Source organism: Deinococcus puniceus (assembly GCF_001644565.1).
Lineage (GTDB): Bacteria > Deinococcota > Deinococci > Deinococcales > Deinococcaceae > Deinococcus > Deinococcus puniceus.
Map to the genome: position 1 here is coordinate 2067988 of NZ_CP011387.1, position 21670 is coordinate 2089657.

A 21670-nucleotide genomic window follows, 5' to 3' on the forward strand; every position below is an offset into this window, starting at 1 on the left:
GTCTGAGGGTCTGAGAAGGGCAACTGCCCAGATTAGACCCTCACGCTTTCTTGCGGCTGGGGCACCAGCTGCCGCCAGCTTTGCACGTTGCCGACCTGCACGGTCACGAAGCGCTCCAGTGCCCGCCACAGCATGGCCCGCTGCTCGGTGGGCACGGGCGCTTCTATGCTCGCGCGGACGCTTCGGCGCACGGCGTAGCGCACAAAATCTAGCGCTTCGGGCGGATAGGCGGGCAGACTGGCGCAGTTGCTACACAACATCTGGCCCCCCAGCGGGTCAGGGTGCGCGGGCTGATCTGCGCCGCAGCGGGCACAGCGGGCCGTTTGCGCCACGAATCCGGCGAGGCCCAGCAGCTTGAATCCCATCACCAGTGCTACCCATTCCGGGTCAGGCTGATGAGAGATACCGCGTAAGGCCCCGGCGAACAGTTCGAAGGCCTGCTCGGTAAATTCCCCTTCCTGAAACAGGGCGTCGGCCAATTCCGCCATCAGGTGGGCAAAGGCGTAGCGCTCCGGCTCGGCCAGCTTGGGCAATGCGCCTTCCAGCACGGCTTGCTGCACGCTGGCAAGGTCAGATTGCGGTGTCTGGTAAATCTGGATGCCCACATGATGAAACAGGTTCAGGCGACTGGCAAGTGGCCCACGCACGCCGCCACGTGCAATGGCCTTCAGCTTGCCCTGCGGCGTGAGCAGCGTGACGATAATGTCGCCCGCAGGCGTGACCCGGCGGCGAATGACGATGCCGCTGCGGTTGACGGTTCTAGACCTCACGCCCCTAGTCTAGTGCGGCGGCGGGCAAGAAACGGGGCGAGGGGGCACGGTTGGGCGGAAGCGCTGGCGTGTAAACCCCCCCGTTGCTCTGCAACGCCCCCCCTTAGAGGTGGGGAAATCTTTTGGCCTCCCTTTGAGCGAAGGTGGCTGCAAAGCAGACGGAGGGGTTCCCTTTTCCACCCGCAAGGCGTGCCCAAGCCCACCTTCCGCCCCCCAAAGCTCCGCTTAAACTGATGGACATGAAGGATCACCGCCCCCAAGAACACAGCGTGCGCGACCTGCTGCGCGAACTGTTTCCAGAGACGCACCGGGAACTGTTCGGGCACGAAGCCGACGCCACACACCCGGCCCCGCCGCCCCTCACGCTGGGTTTGTACCCGGTGGCCGATGGGCGGCTGGCACTGGTTCAGGGCGACCAACTGGCCGAATTTACGCCGCTTGATCCCAAAGCCAAGGGGGCCCTGCACTGCGACCTGTGCCACTACACCCGCTCGCGCACCGAGGCGGCGCTGTACCGCGTGCATGTGGCCGCCCGCCGCACCCGCTACGTCACCCTCTGCACAGGCACGCAGTCTTGCCAGCAACGCGCCGGGCGTTCGGGGCTGGAGCGCCTCGCCCACCGCATTTTCCCCATCGAACCCATCAGGGCCGACGAACGCTGAAGCTGCCAACCTGACATTCCACTGACCTGATCTCAAGAAAACGGCAAGCTGTGTCAGATGCGGGTCAATCGCCGCCCCCCTAAGCTGGCATGATGGAAGCATTCTGGGCCGAACTCAGGCTGATGCAGGGACTCTTGGCGGCCTTCGTGCTCAGCGGCGCAATTGGCTGGGAGAGGGAAAGTCGCAACCGGAGCGCGGGCCTCCGCACGCATATTCTGGTGGGCGTGAGTGCCGCGCTGTTCATGGTACTGGGCGAATCGCTGGTCAACTCCTTTGCCAAAGAAGACAATCAGGTGCGCTTCGATCTGATCGGGATTCTGGGCGCGGTGGTCAGTGGCGTCAGCTTTCTGGGCGCAGGAGCCATCTTTTCGGATCGGCACGGTGAGGGAGCCAAAGGCCTGACCACCGCAGCGGGCCTGCTGGCAACGGCGGGGATTGGCGTGGCGTGCGGTCTGCATCTGTACGTGCTGGCAACGGGGGCCACCGCGCTGTTTTTGTTGACGCTGGGCGTGCTGTGGCGCGTGTCGGAATGGGAAAACGGGCGCAACGGCGAGCAGCAGGCGAAGAGTTCGGAGCAGAAGCGGGAAGGGCAGAACGGCTGAGGCTTGGGGCTGTGGCCCGGCGTCTAAGGGTCTAAGAACTGATTAGCCTAGGCGGAATGCTGTTGCGTCCGTGTCTTTCGCTCGGGAGCCGCAACCTCTTTCGTGACCAACGGCAGAACGCTAACCCTGTACCATCTGCCTCTTGTCAGCCTGTCTCAGATTGTATACAGTATCCACAATGAGTCTGCCCGCCCCGAGTTCGTCTGGACTGTCCTTTGCCCGCCCGACGCTGGTGCGCGACGGGGTGTACGACCATCTGCGCCGCGCAGTACTGGACGGCGATCTGCTGCCCGGAGAGCGGCTGGGCGAGGTGGAATTGGGCGAGAAACTGGGCGTGAGCCGTACCCCGATTCGGGAAGCCCTGATGCGCCTCGTGCAAGACGGGCTGCTGGTGGCCGAGGCCAACAAGGGCGTGCGCGTGCGAACCATGACGGCAACCGAGGCGCGTGACGCCTACGTGGTGCGCGAGGAGTTGGACGGGTTGGCTGCTGCACTGGCCGCCGCCCAGCACACCCCCGCCGACGCCGACGCTCTCCGCGCCGCCCTGAATGACCTGAATGCCTCTGTCGACGGCGAATACCGCACGCAGACCCGGCTGGATTTGGCCTTTCACCGGGCCATTACACAGGGCGCACGCAATGGGGCGTTGGGCGATCTGGCCCGTGACCTCGAACAGCGGGTGGCCCTCATCAAGCACCAGACCCGCACCTACAATGCCCACCCCGAAACGGCTGCCCAGCACGCGGCCATTCTCAAAGCCATTTTGGCCCGCGACGCAGACGAGGCCAGAGCCGCCGCCCGCCTGCACGTCCGAACCTTCGCCGCCCTCGTGATGCACAACCTTGGAGAACTCGCATGATTGACCAGCTCTACCGCAAAGCCGTCCTGACCGTTTCGGGCCAGAAGCAAATTGAATCCTTGGTGCGCTCACGGGGCTGGAGCGTAGCGCAGCGCTTTGTGGCGGGCGAAAGTGCCCAGACCGCCATCGCCGCCGTAGGAGAATTGGCCGCCGACGGCATCCTGAGCAACCTTGATCTGCTGGGCGAATTCGTGGCCTCGCCCGAAAAAGCCAACGAATTCGCGGGCCAAGTGCTGCACCTGCTGGACGCCGCCCGCGCCGAGGGCATCAAGCCGTATGTGAGCGTGAAACTCAGCAGCATCGGTCAGGGCCAGACCGTGGACGGCCAAGATTTGGGCCTGACCAACGCCCGCCGGATTATCGGCAAGGCCAAGGAATACGGCGGTTTCGTGTGCTTAGACATGGAAGACCACCCCCGCGTAGACCAGACGCTGGAGCAATTCCGCGTGCTGGTGGGCGAATTCGGGGCGCAGCATGTGGGGACGGTGCTACAAAGCTACCTGTACCGCGCCGAAGCAGACCGTGCCAGCCTCGATGATCTGCGACCCAATCTGCGAATCGTGAAAGGCGCTTACCTTGAACCCGAATCGGTGGCGATGCCCGTGAAGGCCGACGTGGACGCCAATTACCGCAAGCTGGTGTACGCGCACCTGAAGGCGGGCAACTACGTGAACGTCGCCACGCACGACGAAACCATCATTGCCGACGTGCAGCACTTCGTTTTGGCGCACGGTATTTCCAAAGACGCTTTTGAATTCCAGATGTTGTACGGCATTCGCCGCGACTTGCAGAAAGAACTGGCCGCGCAAGGCTACCGCGTCCGCGCCTATATCCCCTATGGCCGCGACTGGTACGCCTATTTCAGCCGCCGCATCGCCGAGCGTCCGGCGAACGTGATGTTCGTGTTGCGGGGGATGCTGAAGGGCTAAAACTAGAATAAATCTATCAGGAGGTAACTTAAATGCATGGGCCATTGCTTGAAGTTGACATGGAATGTGTGTGGGAAAAAGGCGAGTGGAAGGTAACAGTGATTTCTGACGGCCCCTATAAAGGCTGTAATGTGAACTGTTCGAAAGATGTACGAGGCCAAGGCGTCAAATTAAGTGGTTTTGTGCTTGGAACCACCAAACATGACGCTGATCAATACTTCTGTGTGTCGGTTTCTCCAATGGGGAAAAGAGACTATTCCAAAGCTGCATTTACCAGAATTTATGACCCTCGCCCTTAACAGTTATCTGAATCAAAGGAAAATATGCTGAAAATCCAAGAGTACCGCCCCGAATCGTTTATTGACTTCACGCAGGCCGACAACGTGGCCGCCTACCAAGCTGCACTGAAGAAAGTTCGCGCCGAACTGGTGGGCAAGCACTACCCGCTGATCATTGACGGCGTGCGCGTGGACACTGCTGAAAAGCTGGAATCCATCAACCCTTGCAATACGTCCGAGATTGTGGGCAGCACGGCCAAAGCCACTGTAGACGATGCACAGAAAGCGCTGGACGGCGCGTGGAAAGCATTCGAGTCGTGGAAAAAGTGGACGCCCGACGCCCGCGCCCGCATTTTGCTGAAGGCCAGTTCGCTGCTGAAGGCCCGCCGTCTGGAAGCCTGCGCCCTGATGAGCATTGAAGTGGGCAAAAACTACGCCGAAGCCGATGTGGAAGTGGCCGAAGCGATTGATTTCCTCGAATATTACGCCCGCAGCGCCATGAAATATTCGGGCTTCGGGGCCGCCGAGACCACCTGGTATGCAGGCGAGGAAAACGGGCTGATGTTTATGCCCATCGGCGTGGGCGTCTCCATCAGCCCGTGGAACTTTCCCTGCGCGATCTATCTGGGCATGCTGGCCGCACCCATCGTGGCGGGCAACTGCGTGATCGCCAAACCCGCCGAAGATTCGGGCCTGATCGCTGGATTCGTGACCGACATCATGCTGGAAGCGGGCCTGCCTGCCGGGGTGCTGCAATTCCTGCCCGGCGTGGGCGAGGAAGTGGGCGAGTACCTGACCACGCATGCCAAAACGCGCTTTATCACCTTCACGGGGTCTCGCGGCGTGGGCCTGCACATCAACGAAGTGGCTGCCAAGGTGCAACCTGGCCAGAAGTGGATCAAGAAAGTCATTCTGGAATTGGGCGGCAAAGACGGCATGATCGTGGACGAAACGGCAGACATTGAAACCGCCGTGACCGCCGCCGTGCAGGGCGCGTTCGGCTTCAACGGCCAGAAGTGCAGCGCCATGAGCCGCCTGATCGTCGTAGACAGCGTGTATGACGACGTGGTAGGCCAGTTCGTAGAACGCGCCGGAAAACTGCGGGTGGGCACGGGCGAAGACAACGCCAACGTGACGGCAGTGGTCAACGAAGAATCCTTCGAGAAGATCGGCAAATACATCGGCATCGGCAAGGGCGAGGCCAAATTGCTGCTGGGCGGCGAAACTCCCGGCGAACACGGCGGCAAGCAGGGCTATTACGTGCAGCCCACCATCTTCGGCGACGTACCCGCCGACGCCCGCATTGCACAGGAGGAAATCTTCGGGCCAGTCATCTCGGTCATCCGCGCCCGCGACTGGGATCACGCGCTGGACATCGCCAACTCCACCGAGTACGGCCTGACCGGGGGCGTGTGCAGCCGTGACCGCGCCCGTCTGGAGCAGGCCAGACATGAGTTCGAGGCCGGGAATCTGTACTTCAACCGCAAAATTACGGGGGCCATCGTAGGCGTGCAACCCTTCGGCGGCTACAACATGAGCGGCACCGACAGCAAGGCGGGCGGCCCGGATTACCTCGCCAACTTTATGCAACTGAAAACGGTGACAGAGCGCTGGTAAATTCGCTGTCAGCACCTTAAGGTCATAAATCTCACTGCCCCGACCCTCGCCTGCTCCCACAGGTCAGAGTCGGGGCATTGACCTTGAAATGGAACCGAATTCACGGCCCTTGTGGGAAAACTCCGGCCCACCGCGCACTCCTGTAGATTTTTATAAACTCAGTCTAATTCTGTCTAGACAAATATCGCTAGACTACTGACTTGCGGCATAGCATCCGGCCCAAGTTCCACACCAAGTTTGCTTCCACCCCTGACGCTCTGGATGAGGCTGGGCGTCTACACGGCTTTCTATTCCCTTTTGTGCATGATCCAAGGAGAAGTCTGATGTCACTGAACCGTGCCCTGCTTGCTGCCACCCTCGCCCTCTCGCTGGCCGCCTGCTCTCAGCAGAATGCCGCTGTCCCCGACGCCAGCACGCCGGACTTGTCTTCCAGTGGCAACTATCTGGTGGGCTTTAAAGAGAATCCGCTGAGTGCACAGGGTGTAAATCCACAGGCGCTAGAGGCTCAGGCCGTGTTGCAGGCGCAGGCCGTGACTGCCGCTGGGGGAACGCTGAAGCAGCAGTGGGCCGACATCAGCGCCGCCGCCGTTCAGTTGTCGCCTTCTGCGCTGGCGGCACTGAAGGCCAATCCGAACGTGGAATACGTGGAGCTGGAAGCCGTGCATCAGGCGCTGGGCGGGCCAAGTGGCAGTCTGACCCGCGAAGGCAGCAGCCCTGCTCTGTCCTCTCAGGCCTTGAAAGCACAGGCCATCTTCAACCCCAGCGGTGAATACACTTGGGGCGACAACGCGCTGAAAGTGCCTCAACTGCGGGCCAGCAACTACACCGGAGTGGGCGTCGCGGTGTGTGTGGGCGACACGGGCATCGACGCCAACCACCCCGAATTTGCACGCAAGCTGAAGGGGTACAAGAACTTCGTGACCACCGACGTGAACCGCGAAGACCCCTACAAACTCAATGACGTGGACGGGCACGGCACGCACGTGGCCGGAACCGTGTTTGCCCAGCTGGGCGCAGGGACGGGCGCGGCAGCCAGACAACCGGGTATGGACGCGAACGGTGTGGTGGGCGTGGCAACGGGCGTGAACCTGTACATGGCCCGCGTGCTGGGCGACAGCGGCAGCGGCAGCAGCAGCGGCATCATCAACGGCGTGAACTGGTGCGCGGCGCAGCTGAAGTCTCAGGGCGGCGCAGAAAACAAAGTCGTGATCAGCCTGTCTCTGGGCGGAGGCCGGGCCAGCCGAACCGAGCAGCGGGCCTACACTGCCGCGCACAACAAGGGCGTGCTGATCATAGCGGCTACAGGCAACGACGGCGCGGCGGTGTCCTATCCGGCGGCCTACGACAACGTGGTGGCCATCGGCGCAACCGACGCGGACAATGCCAAGGCCAGCTTCAGCAACTTTGGCACCCAAGTGGATCTGGTCGGCCCCGGCGTGGGCGTTCTGAGCAGCGTTCCGCTGGGCAAAGGCACGGCAGCCAACGTGACCGCACTGGGCCGCAGCTTTGCCGAAGTCACCAGCGCCGACCTGAGTGGCAAGGGCACCGTAACAGGCCCAGTGGCCGTTGCGGGCGGCACCAACAACGAATTTTGCGGCACCACCGCCAGCAGTGCGGCTATCAAGGACAAAATCGCCCTGATCAAGCGCGGCACCTGCACCTTTGAGGAAAAAACCGCCAACGCAGTTCGCAGCGGCGCAACCGGCGTCCTGATCTACAACAACGCACTGGGCGCACCCGGCATCGGCCTGACCAATGCCTACACCGTTCCTGTGGTGGGCATCACGCAGGCCGACGGTGAAGCGCTGCTGGCCGCTGGCGCACCTACCGCCACCCTCAGTGTGACGGGCGCAGATTACGCCTACTTCGACGGCACCAGCATGGCCACGCCGCACGTCAGCGCCGCCGCCGCCGTGGTCTGGGCCGCCAAACCCACCCTCACCAACACCGGACTGCTGAACCTGCTCACCACCACCGCCACTGATCTGGGCGCGGCAGGCAAGGACAACAACTTCGGACACGGACTGGTGAACCCGCTGAAGGCCATCACCGGGCAGTAAACCCCGGCTGACACACCCCGCCTCTCTGCCTGCTACGCTGCGGGCAGGGAGGCGACTGCTATGGGACTACTGTTTGTGCTGGTGTTTTTGGGAATCATGGCCTACTTTGCCCACCAACAAGCCCGCCTGAACCGGGCGATGGACAGCAACGACGATTCGAGGCGCGAGGCTGGCTACGTCGGCCCGAATGTGCATGGCCCCACCTGAATTTAAACTCAAGTTCCTATCCTGAACCTGCCCTGCGGCGGGTTTTTTCTTGCGAAATCATGACTGTGCCAGCAATTGATCCACGATCAGAGCGCCGCCCAGAATGGCCGGAATGCCGCCGCCCGGATGCACGCCTGTACCCACTTGCCACAGCCGGGGCGAGAGGCAGTAAGGCTGGGGATGCAGTGGGCCGCCACGCCAGACGGGGTGTCCAAGGCCGTAGATGGCCCCGCCGGGATGCCCGCCCTGTGCGTAGTGGCTGGGGTCAAGCACCCTTATCGCGGAGGCTGAAGCCAGCAGCCCCGGCATATTCAAGACCTGTTCTACCCGCGCCAGTTGCGCCCGCACCCAAGGATGCTCGGGCGTAAGCGGGCGGGCGGTGGCCGGAGCCGTGAGCAACACCGCCAAGCGCGGCCCATCGGCGTGAACGAGGGCCAGCGTATCGGGCGGCAGTGCTCCGGCACGCAGGGCGGCGCGGAAGGCGGCAAAGTTGCTGGGTGGAATGATGCTGGTGGCGGGCAAAGCGACGGGATGCGTGAACGCGGCATACACGGCCACGCCGCTGACCGTGCGCCGGGGCAGGGGCGAATGCATGGGCAAGCCCCGCAACGCCGCCAGCCGGGCCGGGTCAATGGCGCTGACGAGCAGATCGTGGCGGGCCACCTCTCCCCCATCCAGCGTCAGGCTTCCCGACGCCGCATCCACCTGCCCCACGCCGCCCCGAAATTGCACGCCCCGCGCCGTGCAGAAGCCGTGCAAGCTGTCCAGCAGCACGCCCATACCCCCTGCCGGACGGCAGACATGGCCCGCGATCAGGGCCGGAAGCAGGGCATACAGGGCCGGGGCATCGGCGGGCGGCAATCCGGCATTCAGGGCGTGGGTGCGCAGGGCGTGGGCCAACGCCGGATGCACCCGCCGCGCCCGAATCCAGCCCTCGGCGGTAGGGTGCGGCCCGGTGGCGCGTGCCAATGCCGCGCTTGCCCGCAGGAAAGCGGGGGAAGTGAAGCGGGGGGGCGTGGTCAGTAGCGTTTCCAGGTGCGGCGCAACTGGAGCCGCCGCCTCACAGACCCGCAGCCAGTCGGCGTGCAGCGCGTGACCGGGCCGCACAGGCAATGGCACCGGGCCAAACGGCGTGTGATGGATGCCCAACCCACCCGGCAGCGGGCGCAAATCCAGTGGGTCTGAACTTTCCTTCAGGCGGGCCAGAACCCTGTGCCACACGCCGGGAAAGGTAAACAGGCTGGGGCCGGTGTCAACGCTCAGGCCGCCCACCTCAATCCGCCGTAGCTTTCCGCCCAAGCGGTCTGCTTCATACACGGTGATGGCGTGACCGCGCTGGGCCAGCAGTGCCGCCAGTGTCAGGCCCGCCAAGCCGCCGCCGATGATCCCCACAGCATGTTGCAGACAGAACCCCCTCACCCCTTGCTTCGCAAAGCCCCTCTCTGCTCCGCATCTCTGCGAGTCCCACAAAGGGAGGGGGTCAACAACCCCGCTCACCCCTGCCGCGCCAGCCCATACACCAACTGCACCCCCGCCACCGTGCCCACCAGCCAAGGCGACACGATACTGAGGGGGTACAGGCGGGCGGCCTGCTGGGGCGTGGGCGTGCGGGCGAGGGCCAGAGCCATGCCGCCGCACACCGCCCACAAGGTCACGGCCACCAGCCGACTTTCTCCCCATAACAGCGCCCCAGCCAGCGCGAACCAGACCAATGCATAGAAGGCCGTCCCCGCCGCGCCCAAGGTTGTCGCCACTGTGCGCGTGCCGCCTGCCCGGTCAGCGGGAATGTCCTGCACGGCGTCGAAGGCGTGTTTGCCCACCGAGTAGGCCATGAGGGCCAGCAAGGGCAGCAGTGGAATGGGGCCACCCAATACCAGCGCGGGCAATACCAGCGGCAGGGCGTAAGCGACGTTGCTCAGGCCGTCTAGCACCGGGCGGCCCTTAAAGCGCAGGGGCGGCACCGAGTACGCCGCGAACAGGCCCGCCGACAGCACCAACACCAACGACGCAGCGGGCGGAAGCAGCCACGCCAGCGCCAGCAAAAAGGGCAGATTCACGGCCAGAATCGCCGTCAGGAGGGGCGCTCCCTCGCCCGCTGCCAGCCTTGCCCCCTGCCAGCCGCCTTTGCGCCCACTGCGGGCATCTTCGGCCCGGTCAGACAGGTCGTTCAGGCCGTAAATCAGCAGGTTGAAGGGGAGCGTGAAATACAGCAACAGCACCCAGAGTTCTAGCGCGGTGCTATACAAATGCCCGCTGAGCCACAGCCCCGTAATGAGCGTACCTACCGTATTGACCCACAGCGCCGGACGCGACACCGCCAGCAGCCGGGAGAGTGGCAGCAGAGCAGGACGCGGAACGGAACGCAGGCGGGGCACCATATCGGGCCTATTCTAGCGGTGAACTACGGGCCAGCCGTCCCGTAAGACCGGGCTTGTCTCGCCTTTCTGACCCGGCGTAGGCGCTAAACTGTTCCCTGATGCGGCTCGTTTCGTTCCTTCAAGTTCTGCTGCTGCTGGCGCTGGCGGCGTACCTCCTGCTGGTGGCGCTGGAAAACCCGCAGGTGGTGCGGCTGCCCTTGCCCTTCGGACGCGGCGAACTGAGCCTGCCCGTCGGCGCGGCGGTGGCGCTGTTTTTGGTGACGGGGGCGGTGTACGCGACGCTCTTGTTCGTGCCGCCCCTCTGGAATGTGCGGGCCAAGCGTAGGCGCGACGTGCGCGAACGTTCGGCGCTGGAACAGCGGTTGGCCGCCACGTTGCAAGCCCGTTTGGGAGCCATGACCCCGGCCAATCTGGCCCCCGCCGCACCCACCGAATCAGAACAGACGCCACAAGGAACCCAGCCATGAGTCCAGTCAAAACAAAAACCGCCCCCGAACCGCGCTGGCTGCTGGCCCCGCCTGCCAGCCGGGAAGAACTGCTGGACGTGATGCGGGCTTGGCGCGTGTCTCCGCCGCTGGCACAGGTGCTGCATGGACGCGGCCTGACCCGCGAACTGCTTGACCCCCCGCTGACGCTGACGCCCAATCCGGCCCTGATAGAAGCAGCGCGGCGAATCGTGAAGGCGGTAGCCGCCAACAAACGCATCCGCATTCACGGCGATTACGACGCCGACGGCGTGACCGCCACAGCGATTCTGGTGCTGGGGCTGCGGCAAGTCGGGGCCGATGTGCACGGTTTTATTCCGCACCGCCTGAACGAGGGCTACGGCGTGCATCCTGACCGGGTGGAGGAACACGCCGCCGCCGCCGACTTACTGGTCACGGTGGACTGCGGCGTCAGCAACGTGGAAGAAGTGCGGGCGCTGCTAGACAAGGGTGTAGACGTGATCGTGACCGACCACCACGCCCCCGGCAAGGAGTTTCCCGCGACGCTGGTGGTTCACCCGCAGCTGACGGGCGGCTACAACGGGGCGCTGCACAACCTGACCGGGGCAGGCGTGGCCTATCACCTGCTATGGGCCATTTATAACGAGTTGGGCCTGCCCGAACCCCGTTCCCTCACGGCTCTGGCGACGCTGGGCACGGTGGCCGACGTGGCCCCCCTGATCGGAGAAAACCGGGCGCTGGTACGGGCGGGATTACAGGAATTGGAACGCACCACGCATCCCGGCCTGCGTGCCCTGATGGACACCAAACAGGTGCGCCGCCCCACCGCCCGCGACGTGGCTTTTATCTTGGCCCCGCGCATCAATGCCGCTGGACGCTTGGGCGAGGCCGATATCGCGCTGCAATTGCTGACCACCGACAGCCAGCATGAGGCGGCCACCCTCGCGGCGTATTTGGAAACGCGCAATGCAGACCGCCGCGTGCTGCAAGACAAGATGTTCGAGCAAGCACTGGCAATTGCCGACCCTTCGGAACCCGCGCTGGTGGTCACGCACGACGACTGGCACGCGGGCGTGATGGGCATCGTGGCTTCAAAATTGGTAGAGACGTATCACAAGCCCGTGTACATCATCGCGCAGGGCAAAGGCTCGGTGCGCAGCACACCGGGAATCAGCGCGGTACAGGGCCTGCGCGACAGCGAACACTTGCTGAAACGCTACGGCGGGCATCCCGGCGCGGCGGGTTTTTCGATTGCGCCGGAAAACATCTCGGCCTTTCGTGACCGGATTCATGCGTATGCCCGGCAATTTCCGACGCCTGTGTCGACCTTTTTGCTTGATGCCCCCCTACCCACGCTGGGCGCGACGATGGACTTAGTGGCCGAGGCCGCCAGCTTCGAACCTTACGGCGAAGGCCACCGCCCCCCGCTCTGGCACGTGCGCGACACCCTGACCGACACGCGCCTGGTGGGCAAACGCGGCGACAGCCTGCAATTCCGGGTGGGGCCGCTGAAGGGCGTGAAATACGGCGAAACCGACGCCACACCCGGAAGTCGCGACCTTGCCACACAATTGGTGCTGAACGAATTCCGGGGCAAAGTGAATTTGGAGTTGCACGGTCAGGCGTTGCGTCTGCCCGCGACTTTGGGGGTAGAACATCTGGACGCGGCGCACCTCTCCCCCACCCCGCGCCTAGACCCCAAACAAGCCATGCAGCACCTGAAATCCGGGGCCAGTGCCTATGCCGAGGGCGTGGTGGCCGAGTATTTGGGCGGCAACGTGCCAGGCCTGACCCTGACCCGTCCGGGCGACCCGCACCCTGGCGGCGAACTGATCCTGTACGCCCTGCCCACCGAATCCGATCTGCGGATGTGGGTCACAGCGGGGCGGGTGGCCTTCGCGTTTGGCCCCAAAACGCTGGCCGAACTGGAAGGCGCGCTGACCCGGCATCATCTGGCCCCGCCGCCGCCCAACCCGCTGCTAGACGCCACGCAGGACGACGCACACCTAGAGAGCGCCGCCGACGCCTACCGCCGCTGGCAATGGGCGCACCACCACCGCACGCTGAACGATGATGGCTGGACGGCCAGTGTCCACGCCATGCTGGGATTGGAGGTTCCTGAAGTGGATAGGCCCGAAGCGGCGGAACATGTATTGGCTGTGGCCGACGACTAGAACGGGCGACTTCTGAGAACAGCTCTTCCCCTCAGCGGAAGGTGTATACCCACTGTTCGTCGCTGATCTGACACCCATTCTTTTGCATGACCCGCAGCATGGCGGCATTGTCTGTATGGGTGGCCCCCGCGTACACATCCGCAAAGGCTTTGGCCCGGTGCATCAGCGCCAGTTGCAAGGCGCTACCCCGGCCTTGCCGCCGATAATCCCGGTGAACGCCGATCATTTGAATGCTGGCCATGCCGGGTCGTGGCTCACAGACCATCCCCAGAGCCACGATGACGCCGTTCACTCTTTGCAGCAATCCGCCCACAGTGCTGCACGATTCGTAATAATCGAGCTGGCCCTCTACAGTAAATTCGCCGTCCGAATGGATTAGAAATTCTGCCACTTCCTGCGTTGAGAGAATCTCTATTCCAACAGGTTCAAATGCTTCAGGCTGGGGCAACGGCCTATCCAAGGGCGTGAGATGATGGAATGAATGCGACTGAACAGAGATGAATGGAGAATCAGCGGCAAAAGCGTGTGCCGAGTTTGACTTATTGATGATGATGAGAGCGGCGGCCTTATCGCCAACACCACTAGCCAGCTCGGTCAACACTTCAGCCTCTTCCAAAGTACTCAACACATCATTGATATGTACGAACACTATTTTCTTCTGCCCGGCATTGGCAATGGAATACCCGCCGATACACTGACCGTCCCTAGACAACAACTTGGCACTTTCGGCAGCAACTTCACCCCGCTCAAAGCGCCCCCGGAACAGATCGGATGGTGCGGCGTCCATCTTCTTCACGCTGAGATACTCTTCGAGATTGGCGGTAGTTATAGAAGCGAGTGTAAGCATGGAACTCCAACAGTCAGACGACCGCAGGCAATCTGATCCAAATTGAGGGCGAAGTGAGCAATCAACTCCACGAGCAATGAAGTTGCCGCCTAACTGGCATCCTAGCTGAATTAAGCTGGCCTACCTCCACGCCTAACTCAAAGAAATCGGCGCTTGAGGCGTGCAGCACCCGCTTTCAGGGGCGCAGTCAGCCTCAGCCGCCTTGTCTGCGGGCAGTCCACACGCCTCGCCCGCTTTGCACTGCACACCCGGCGTGTGCAGATGCACGATCATTCGCTCTGGCAACATTTCAGTGTGGGTGACGTGGTATTGCAGGGCGGGCGTGTAGCTGTTGCCGTATTCGAACCGCACCTCGGCGGCGTCCTGCACAGGCAACCGCTTGGCAGCGCGATCATAAATAGCCAAGAACTTGCGGTTGGTCATAAATCCGGCTTCCGCTTCCTCGGCAGAGCCGTCCATCAGCTGAATCACCGTTTCGCGCCACGCCGTCGCCTTGCCGCCGCAGTCCATCGCCTCGATAGTCACAGCCTTGACTTCGGTGACGTGGTAGCCCGCAGGCACCAGCACCGCGCCGTGCAGATGGAATTCCAGCGGGCGCTGATCGGTGCCGCGTAGGGCCGACAGGAAGGCGAGGGTAGAAGTCTAGGCGGCGAGGCCGGGAAGCGTTTGAAGGGTCATGAGCTGTCTCCTGTGGAGCAATAGAGTGCGTGTAGGAGAGACATATTTGGCTGAGTACACGGCCAGCGGCGGCAGGGGCTTCGATTCGAAAGCAGCGACATCAGCGCCCTTCCCCTATGAGCGCGAATTCCTGGGCCTGATGGGACTTGGTTTCAATCGGTTCGCTGGGACTCAGGAAGTGGTTGGCCGCCACTGCAAGGGCCGCGCCCAACAGCGGAGCCGCCCAGTACAGCCAATGCGCCGTCCAGATGCCGCTGGCGAGTGCCGGGCCAAAACTGCGGGCCGGATTCATGCTGGCCCCGGTGATCGGGCCGCCCATCATGGCTTCGAGCGCCACCACGCCGCCCACCACCCACGGCAACCCGGAGCGCAGGGCGACGAGCAAGAGGAAAAAGGTCAGGACAGTTTCGAGCGCGAAAGCTTGACCCACGCTTCTGGCGGGCACAGTCACGCCCACATTGCCCTCCACGCCGAACAGGCCAGCAAAACAAAAGCCGCCGAAGCCGCGCCCATCCGTTGGGCCAGCACATACGGCACGGCGCGGTTCAGTGGGAATTTGCCCGCCAGCACCAGCGCAAAAGTCGCTGCCGGGTTGATGTGTGCGCCGCTGATGGGGGCAAGTGCGGCAATGACGGTGGCGACAGTCAGGCCGAAGACCAAGGCCACCCCCGCATGTCCGAGCGCTCCCGTTTGCGCCTGCACCACCGCCGCGCCGGGGCCGAAAAACACCAGCGCAAAGGTGCCGATGCCTTCGGCGGCGAGGGCACGCGGCAGGAGAACACCCACTTAGGCCACCGCGACGGCGGGGCTGTTTTCGTAGGTGGCTGGGACAGGTTGACCGTCTTTCAAGCTCTGCACGAACGCATCAAATTGAACCCGGAGCTGATCGCGCACGGCCCGCCAACGCTCCAAGCTGCCGCCACTCGGATCGGTGAACGGGTAATGCAGGCGGTTCGTTTTGCCGGGATAGACAGGGCAGGCTTCGGCAGCAGAATCGCAGACCGTGATCACGTAATCGAAGTTCTGCGCGTCTGGCACGTCCCAGAGCGTCTTGCTGGTGTGGGCGTCCAAGCTCAGGCCGATCTCCCCCATCACCGTTCTAGCGTCGTCCTTCACGCGGGTGGCCTCGGTGCCTGCCGAATGCACCTCCAGATCAAGGCTGAGCCGCCGCGCTGCATCACGGGTGAGGGCTTCGGCCATCTGCGAGCGGGCCGAATTGTGGGTGCAGAGGATCAGAACACGGGTCATGTCCCGCTTAGCATATCGAATTATTTTGATGCGTCAAGTGGACGGGTTGGGCAAATAATTCGGTGAGAAGAGAGCCGCTCAAGCTGAACAGGGCTTCTTGCCGCAGGATGTAATACATATTCTTGCCGCGCTGCTCGGCCCGCACCAACTCGGCGTCACGCAGAATACCCAGATGGTAAGACACCTTCGATTGGGGCAGACTGAGCAGGGCTTCTAGGTCACAGACACATCGTTCGCCCCCTGCCAAATACCGCACCAGATCAAAGCGGATCTCGTGCGATAAGGCTTTGATCTGGTCAAGGACAGTGGGAGCGGCAACAGCAGTGGTCATCCACCTATTCTAATTGATGGGCTTCAAGAACACACAGCTAGTTAATGGGTTGGATTTACTGCTCGTCCTCATCCACATCTTCGTCAAAGTCTTCCCCATCAAAGTCCTCGCCGTCGTCCAACTCCGCCAAGTCGGAGTCATCATCGCGCCAGTCCTTGATGATCGGCGTGCGGCGCACATCTTCGCGGGGGGCGTTCAGGGTGTCCTCGGCGGCCTCGCCACTCAGGACGGCCTGAGCGCGGCGCAAAATCGCGAGGTCATTGGGGGACTGCTCGTAGCGTTCTGCTAGGTACGCGGCCACCCACGCGCCGAAGTACCACAGGCCCAACTGCGCCGCGTACCCGCCTATTTCCTCCTGAAAGTACGGCACATGCACGACTTCATCGATGCGCGATTCCAAGATTTCGCGGGCCACCAGCAAGGCAGGATCGGCGTCGCCCAGCAGCAGCGCGATTTTGCCGTCGCCCTTTTCATGCTGGGCCTCGAACGCGCCCGTGACGAAGGGCAGCGGATCACCCATAACCGGAATACTCAGCGTTTTGCCGATACGGGCCAGCAAGGTCTGCCACGCCTGCGGGAGCACCTCGGCGTCGGGCGCGGCCAGCAAGAGTGGCGTGCGGCCCCACAAACTCCACGCCAAATCGCGGGCGGGATTGTCCTGCTCCACGCTGGGGGCGCAGCGGTAGGCCAGATCGGTGAGGAGCGCGTCGGCGGCCTGCGCCTGCTCGCCGTGCCCGGTGGCGTGGGCCAGAAACTGGGCAAAATGGTACGTGGCGAGTGGGCCGCCCGGCACCAGCACGTCTATTTCGCTGGCGCTGCCGCCCGTGCTGACGCGGCGAACCTTTGCCCCCGCAACTTCGGCCAGTTCGGCAAAGGTGCGGGCGGCGTCTCCGGCGTCGGCGCTGTCCAGCACGAATTGCGTACCCGTGCGGGTAAAGTTGACGGCCACCAAGGTTTCGGCCAATTGCACGGCCAGCGTGCCCTCACCGACGCCGACAATGGCGTGCGGGCCTTCTTCAGGGCGGGTGGGGCCAGCGTAACTGCCGGGCAAGCGGGCCAGCAGCGCAAACAAGTCGCTGGCGGGAGCAGGAGCAGGAGGGATGGTCATACCGCCTAGCGTACATGGCGTAAGCACTCTGGGTGAGGCGGCGCTCTGGGGGAGGCGCACCAGCAGTCCGGCCAGAGTCTCGGCGGCGCAAAGGCAACCAAAAACACCGTTCAGAACAGAGATTCTGCCTTCACGCCCCTTTAACCTTGCGTGCTAGAATCCTGCCCGTGTCCTTCTCGTCTCATCCCAATTCCAGCAGCCAACAGTCTGCAAAAGGCGTTGCTGGAAGCCGCCCAAACAGAAACGCCGCCTCTTGGGGCGACGTGACTGGCTTACCGATTGACCTGCTCTTGGATGGTGCACTCGACAGGACTCGAACCTGTGGCCTTTGGCTTCGGAGGCCAACGCTCTATCCACCTGAGCTACGAGTGCCCGCACAGATTCCGAACCGGAACCCACAAAGCTCAGGTAAAGTAGCACTTTGCATGAAGGAGATCAAGTGAAGAACAAGAAGTTCGTGAACGTCCTGCTGGGCGTTCTGGCATTGATGTTGGTGGTGGGCATGGCTTACCAGTTCACGCCGAACCTCGGCAGCCTCTTTAACCGCCAGACCGGAACACCCGCCCTGAAAGTGAACGGCGAAACCGTGACGGTAGAAGACCTCGAAGCCCTGCGGCGCGGCAATCCTGTGCTGAGCAGCGCTGACAGCGGGCTGCTGGGCGACGATTTCAAGACCTACGTAGTGGCCCAGAAAGCTCGTCAGGTGCTGTACATTCAGGCCGCCAAAGACATTGACGTGAGCCGGAACGACGTGAATGCCGAAGTGACCAAAGTGCGCGAGCAGAACAACCTGACCGACAACAAGGCCTGGACGGACGCTCTGCAAGGCGCGGGCCTGACCGACGCGGCCTTCCGCAAGCAGGTACGCGACGGCCTCGCCGTGCAGCGCAAGGTGGATTCCATCAAGGCCACCGCCGCGCCCGCCACCGACGCCGAAGCGCAGCTGTACTACACGCTGAATAAGGACAACTTTGTCAGCGACGCCCGGATCGTGGGCCGTCAGATCGTGGTAGCCGACGAGGCCAAGGCCAAGAGCCTGCTGGCACAGGTGAAGGCGGGCGGCGACTTTGCAGCGCTGGCCACCGCCAACAGCACCGAAAACAAAGACCGGGGCGGCGCACTCGGCCCGCTGGAAAACGGCGCTCCCCGCCCGGTGGCGCAGGTGGCCTTGCCCGCAGAAGTCGGCACGGCGGCCTTCGCGCTCACCGAGGGCGGCGTCACCGACGTGATCAAGAGCGGCGGCAAGTTTTACATCGTGAAGGTGGAGAAGTTCCTCGCGCCCGCGCCCAAGCCGTTTGCCGACGCCAAAACCGACGTGCTGACCGCTGTGAACGAGCAGAAGAAGAACGCCGCCGTAGAAGTGTGGGGCGACAAGCTGGCCGCCGACATGAAGATCGAATACATCGATCTGAACTGGAAGGCCGAAGACCCCACCGTAGCGAAAGTCTCGGGCCAGAACATTCCCTACTCGGAAGTGATCGGGCAAGTGGTGGGCAACGAGCAATTTACTGGCCTGCTGCAACAGGTGCCCGCCGAACAGGCCGCGCAACTGGTGAACGGCATTCTGAAACCGCAAGTCGTGCAGAGCCTGATTCAGGGTTACGCCGCCCGCACAGTGGCGCAGGATCAGAAACTGGCGTTGGTGGGCACCCGCCCGGAATTGGCCGCCGCCCTCGCCGCCTACGGTGCGCGTGACGTGCAAGTGACCGACAGCGACGTGCAGAAGTACTACCAAGAGAACCTTGAGCAGTTTAAAACCCCGGCCAGCGGCACCGTGACCGAGGCCAGCTTTAAGGACAGGGCGCAGGCTGTGGCCTTCCGCAACAGCTGGACAGGCGGCAACTTTACGCAGGCCGCCACCAAAGCGGGCGGTACCGTCAGCGAGCGCGGAGCCGTGACGGGCGGCGACGGCAAACTGGGCGAGGAACTGAACGCCGCCGTGTTTACCGCCACCACCCTGAAAACTGCCGGAGATGGCAGCCTGACCGACGTGGTGCAAGTCGGCACGCGCTACTCGGTGGCCTACGTGGCTGATCTGAAACGCGCCACCACCCAGCCCCTGAGCGCCGTGCGTGCCCAAATAGAGCAACAGGTGTTGGGCACCAAAAAGAATGAAGTCGGCACGGCATTTGTCGCCAAGCAAGTCGCCGCTCTGAAGCCCACCGACAACCTGAAGACCGTTCTGGCCGCGCAGGAAAAGCGTGTGACAGCAGCCGCGCCCAAGCCCACGACTCCGGCCACGCCCACTCCGGGCACGCCTGCAACCCCGGCAACGGGTTCGGACACTCCGGCGACGGGCACCCCCGCAACGCCCGCCACCGACACCCCAGCGACGGAAACGCCCGCTCCGGAAACTCCGGCGACACCCGCAGAAACGCCTTAATCCTCTCCCCTTCCGATCTGGGCGGCCCGCATGATGGGGCCGCCCGATTTTTGGTCAGAGTTTGGATAACCCCCCTGTTGCTGACGCAATGCCCCCCTGAGAGGGGACTCAACATCTTTTGCGCTCCCCTCTCAGCGGGGCTGGCTGCGAAGCAGACTGGAGGGTTCTGTCCGCAATCGTCACTCAGATCAGCAAAAAAGTGACCGACTTCCGCCTCTGCGCCATTCGGCCCACGCCTCAGCTTGCCCCGGCCCGCTAGAATTGCCGACACTATGTCTTCTGTCCTGCCGCTCTCCGCGATGCCGCGCGTCTTTTCTGGAATTCAGCCTACGGGTGATCCCCATATCGGGAACTACTTCGGGGCCATGAAAAATTATGTGAAATTGGGCGACCAGTTGGGCAAAAACTCCATTTATTGCGTGGTAGACCTGCACGCGCCCACCAATCCCAGCGCTTATGACCCCAAATTCTTGGCCCAGCGCACCTTCGAGATGGCGGTGGCGAACATGGCGGCGGGCCTAGACCCCGAGAAAGTCATCTTCTTTGTGCAGTCGCATGTGCCGGAGCATACGCAACTGGCGTGGCTCTTTACGGTCATCACTCCGGTGGGCGAACTGGAGCGCATGACGCAGTACAAAGACAAAGCCGGAAAGCTGGAAAGTACCCCGGCGGGCCTGTTGATGTACCCGGTGCTTCAGGCCGCCGACATCTTGTTGTACAAGGCCGACACCGTGCCAGTGGGTGAGGATCAGGTGCAGCACATCGAACTGACCCGCGAGATTGCCCGCAAGTTCAACCATGCGTTTGGCGACATGTTCCCAGAACCGAAGGCAGTGCTGGAAAAGGACGCCCTGCGGATTCCCGGCCTAGACGGATCGGGCAAGATGAGCAAAAGCAAGGGCGAGGCCACCACCATCGGCATTCTGGAGCCGCTGGATTCCATTTGGCAAAAGCTGCGGGTGGCTCCCACCGACCCCGCCCGCGTGCGCCGCACCGACCCCGGCGACCCAGACAAGTGCCTGATCGGGGATTACCACAAACTGTTCAGCGATCTGCCCACGCTGGAAACGGTGTACACGGGCTGCCGCACCGCCGGGATTGGCTGCGTAGATTGCAAAAAACTGTTGCTGGGCAGCATGACGCAGGAACTCGCGCCCATACAGGAGCGGGCCGCCGCCCTGCGTGCCGACCCCGACTTTGTGCGCGACGCTTTGGTGCAGGGTGCAAAAGAGGCCCGCGCCATTGCCCAGCCCGTGTTCGAGGAAGCGCGGGAGAAGGTTGGATTCCTGAAGTTGTGATTTCCAAAACCGTGAATGGAATGTGGGACGTGGGCGGTAGGGTGTGGGAACGGCTGTAGCTCTGGCCCCCGCTCCTCAGACCAGTTTTGCTGTGCAACTGCCCTGTTTTTCGGGCACGCTGGCAGAACTGGCCTCGGCCCTGCGCTCTGGCCGGGTGCTGCCGCCCGAAGTGCCGCTGCTGTCCCTCACACGGGAAGTGTTGGCTTGGGCACAAGGCTTTGGTGCGCTGTATGCCGACGCTCAGCCCGACTTGCTACCCACTTTAGCCAGCGTAATTGCCCTCAAAGCCCGCTTGCTGCTGCCCCAACTTCAGCCTGAAGCCACCGAGGAAAGCTGGCCCGACGATCTGCTGGATGAGCTGGTGGAAGGTGTAGAAGCTTTAGCGGAATTAGACGCGCTGGTGGGCTTTTTATCAGCGCGGAGGCGCGAGCGGGAAGGACTGATCGCCGCCCGCGCCGTCCCCGTGATCCTGCCCCGCCGGGAACGCCCACGCAATCCGGCGGGCAGCCTCAGCAAATTGGTGCGGGCCGCCCACAATGCCGTGCGACAGGTAGACGTGCCGCTGCTCTCGCGTGAACGCCTGACGCTGGCCGACGCCCTGGGTGCGTTACGGGCTTTCGGAACTCGGCTGCGAACCTTCACCTTTCGGGGCATTCCGGCGCAGAACTGGGGCGAGCAGACCACCTACTTCGCCGCCCTGCTGGAAGGCGTCAAAGAGGGCAACTTCAGCGTGCAGCAAGACGACGTGAACGGAGAAATCCTGATCACGTCGCACTTAGAAGAGGGCTGATCTAG

22 protein-coding genes and 1 tRNA gene are annotated in these 21670 nt (G+C 63.0%); 12 read left to right on the forward strand and 11 right to left on the reverse strand.

The window, feature by feature from the left end; translation table 11 throughout:
* Positions 1-32: 32 nt before the first annotated feature.
* Complete coding sequence (gene recO, locus SU48_RS09430) at positions 33-770, reverse strand: DNA repair protein RecO (RefSeq protein WP_064015037.1); 738 nt, start codon at positions 768-770, stop codon at positions 33-35.
* Between the two features lie 239 nt (positions 771-1009).
* On the opposite strand from recO, the gene SU48_RS09435 reads away from it, so the two are divergent.
* The 7 genes from SU48_RS09435 to SU48_RS14295 all read left to right on the forward strand — a co-directional run bounded on the left by SU48_RS09435 (position 1010) and on the right by SU48_RS14295 (position 7984).
* The gene (locus tag SU48_RS09435; RefSeq protein ID WP_064015038.1) at positions 1010-1432 is read left to right on the forward strand and encodes a hypothetical protein; all 423 of its coding nucleotides are present in this window, start codon (positions 1010-1012) and stop codon (positions 1430-1432) included.
* Between the two features lie 92 nt (positions 1433-1524).
* The gene (locus SU48_RS09440) at positions 1525-2034 is read left to right on the forward strand and encodes an MgtC/SapB family protein (RefSeq protein WP_064015039.1); all 510 of its coding nucleotides are present in this window, start codon (positions 1525-1527) and stop codon (positions 2032-2034) included.
* 178 nt (positions 2035-2212) lie between these two features.
* Complete coding sequence (locus tag SU48_RS09445) at positions 2213-2893, forward strand: GntR family transcriptional regulator (RefSeq protein ID WP_064015040.1); 681 nt, start codon at positions 2213-2215, stop codon at positions 2891-2893.
* On the forward strand, positions 2890-3822 hold the full coding sequence (locus SU48_RS09450) for a proline dehydrogenase family protein (RefSeq protein ID WP_064015041.1): 933 nt from the start codon (positions 2890-2892) through the stop codon (positions 3820-3822). The genes SU48_RS09445 and SU48_RS09450 overlap by 4 nt, the downstream gene beginning before the upstream one ends.
* 323 nt (positions 3823-4145) lie before the next feature.
* Positions 4146-5717, forward strand: a complete 1572-nt coding sequence (gene pruA / locus SU48_RS09455; protein WP_064015042.1) for an L-glutamate gamma-semialdehyde dehydrogenase — start codon at positions 4146-4148, stop codon at positions 5715-5717.
* Between the two features lie 323 nt (positions 5718-6040).
* On the forward strand, positions 6041-7777 hold the full coding sequence (locus tag SU48_RS09460; RefSeq protein WP_064015043.1) for a S8 family serine peptidase: 1737 nt from the start codon (positions 6041-6043) through the stop codon (positions 7775-7777).
* 60 nt (positions 7778-7837) lie between these two features.
* Complete coding sequence (locus SU48_RS14295) at positions 7838-7984, forward strand: hypothetical protein (protein WP_197474638.1); 147 nt, start codon at positions 7838-7840, stop codon at positions 7982-7984.
* 57 nt (positions 7985-8041) lie between these two features.
* Here the strand turns inward: SU48_RS14295 and SU48_RS09465 are convergent, their stop codons facing one another.
* Both SU48_RS09465 and SU48_RS09470 read right to left on the reverse strand, forming a co-directional pair.
* Positions 8042-9376: a phytoene desaturase family protein gene (locus SU48_RS09465; RefSeq protein ID WP_231881591.1), complete on the reverse strand. Its 1335-nt coding sequence runs from the start codon at positions 9374-9376 to the stop codon at positions 8042-8044.
* Between the two features lie 101 nt (positions 9377-9477).
* Positions 9478-10362 carry a UbiA family prenyltransferase gene (locus SU48_RS09470; RefSeq protein ID WP_157451139.1) on the reverse strand — a complete coding sequence of 295 codons (885 nt, stop codon included), beginning with the start codon at positions 10360-10362 and terminating at the stop codon, positions 9478-9480.
* A 98-nt stretch (positions 10363-10460) separates the two neighbouring features.
* Between SU48_RS09470 and SU48_RS09475 the strand changes: the two genes are divergently transcribed.
* Both SU48_RS09475 and recJ read left to right on the forward strand, forming a co-directional pair.
* Positions 10461-10829, forward strand: coding sequence for a LapA family protein (locus tag SU48_RS09475; RefSeq protein ID WP_064015044.1), 369 nt, complete (start codon positions 10461-10463; stop codon positions 10827-10829).
* On the forward strand, positions 10826-12982 hold the full coding sequence (gene recJ / locus SU48_RS09480) for a single-stranded-DNA-specific exonuclease RecJ (protein WP_064015045.1): 2157 nt from the start codon (positions 10826-10828) through the stop codon (positions 12980-12982). The genes SU48_RS09475 and recJ overlap by 4 nt, the downstream gene beginning before the upstream one ends.
* A gap of 31 nt (positions 12983-13013) precedes the next feature.
* Here the strand turns inward: recJ and SU48_RS09485 are convergent, their stop codons facing one another.
* The 8 genes from SU48_RS09485 to SU48_RS09520 form a co-directional block, all read right to left on the reverse strand.
* Positions 13014-13829, reverse strand: a complete 816-nt coding sequence (locus SU48_RS09485) for a GNAT family N-acetyltransferase (RefSeq protein WP_064015046.1) — start codon at positions 13827-13829, stop codon at positions 13014-13016.
* Positions 13830-13961: 132 nt separating this feature from the next.
* Positions 13962-14396, reverse strand: a complete 435-nt coding sequence (locus tag SU48_RS09490; protein ID WP_231881592.1) for a DUF6428 family protein — start codon at positions 14394-14396, stop codon at positions 13962-13964.
* Between the two features lie 211 nt (positions 14397-14607).
* Positions 14608-14958: an aquaporin gene (locus SU48_RS14425; protein ID WP_197474639.1), complete on the reverse strand. Its 351-nt coding sequence runs from the start codon at positions 14956-14958 to the stop codon at positions 14608-14610.
* On the reverse strand, positions 14955-15293 hold the full coding sequence (locus SU48_RS14430; RefSeq protein WP_064015049.1) for an aquaporin: 339 nt from the start codon (positions 15291-15293) through the stop codon (positions 14955-14957). The genes SU48_RS14425 and SU48_RS14430 overlap by 4 nt, the downstream gene beginning before the upstream one ends.
* A complete protein-coding gene (locus tag SU48_RS09505; RefSeq protein WP_064015050.1) occupies positions 15294-15755 on the reverse strand; it encodes an arsenate reductase ArsC in 462 nt (153 codons plus the stop codon).
* A gap of 7 nt (positions 15756-15762) precedes the next feature.
* The gene (locus tag SU48_RS09510) at positions 15763-16086 is read right to left on the reverse strand and encodes an ArsR/SmtB family transcription factor (protein ID WP_064015051.1); all 324 of its coding nucleotides are present in this window, start codon (positions 16084-16086) and stop codon (positions 15763-15765) included.
* Between the two features lie 55 nt (positions 16087-16141).
* On the reverse strand, positions 16142-17194 hold the full coding sequence (locus tag SU48_RS09515; protein ID WP_064015052.1) for an SIS domain-containing protein: 1053 nt from the start codon (positions 17192-17194) through the stop codon (positions 16142-16144).
* A gap of 295 nt (positions 17195-17489) precedes the next feature.
* Positions 17490-17566, reverse strand: a tRNA-Arg gene (locus SU48_RS09520).
* 67 nt (positions 17567-17633) lie between these two features.
* Between SU48_RS09520 and SU48_RS09525 the strand changes: the two genes are divergently transcribed.
* From SU48_RS09525 to SU48_RS09535, 3 genes are all read left to right on the forward strand, one after another.
* Positions 17634-19577: a peptidylprolyl isomerase gene (locus tag SU48_RS09525; protein WP_064015973.1), complete on the forward strand. Its 1944-nt coding sequence runs from the start codon at positions 17634-17636 to the stop codon at positions 19575-19577.
* A gap of 299 nt (positions 19578-19876) precedes the next feature.
* On the forward strand, positions 19877-20875 hold the full coding sequence (gene trpS / locus SU48_RS09530; protein ID WP_064015053.1) for a tryptophan--tRNA ligase: 999 nt from the start codon (positions 19877-19879) through the stop codon (positions 20873-20875).
* A 43-nt stretch (positions 20876-20918) separates the two neighbouring features.
* Positions 20919-21665 (forward strand): segregation and condensation protein A, encoded by a 747-nt coding sequence (locus SU48_RS09535; protein ID WP_064015054.1) that lies wholly within the window; start codon positions 20919-20921, stop codon positions 21663-21665.
* The last annotated feature ends 5 nt before the right edge of the window (positions 21666-21670 follow it).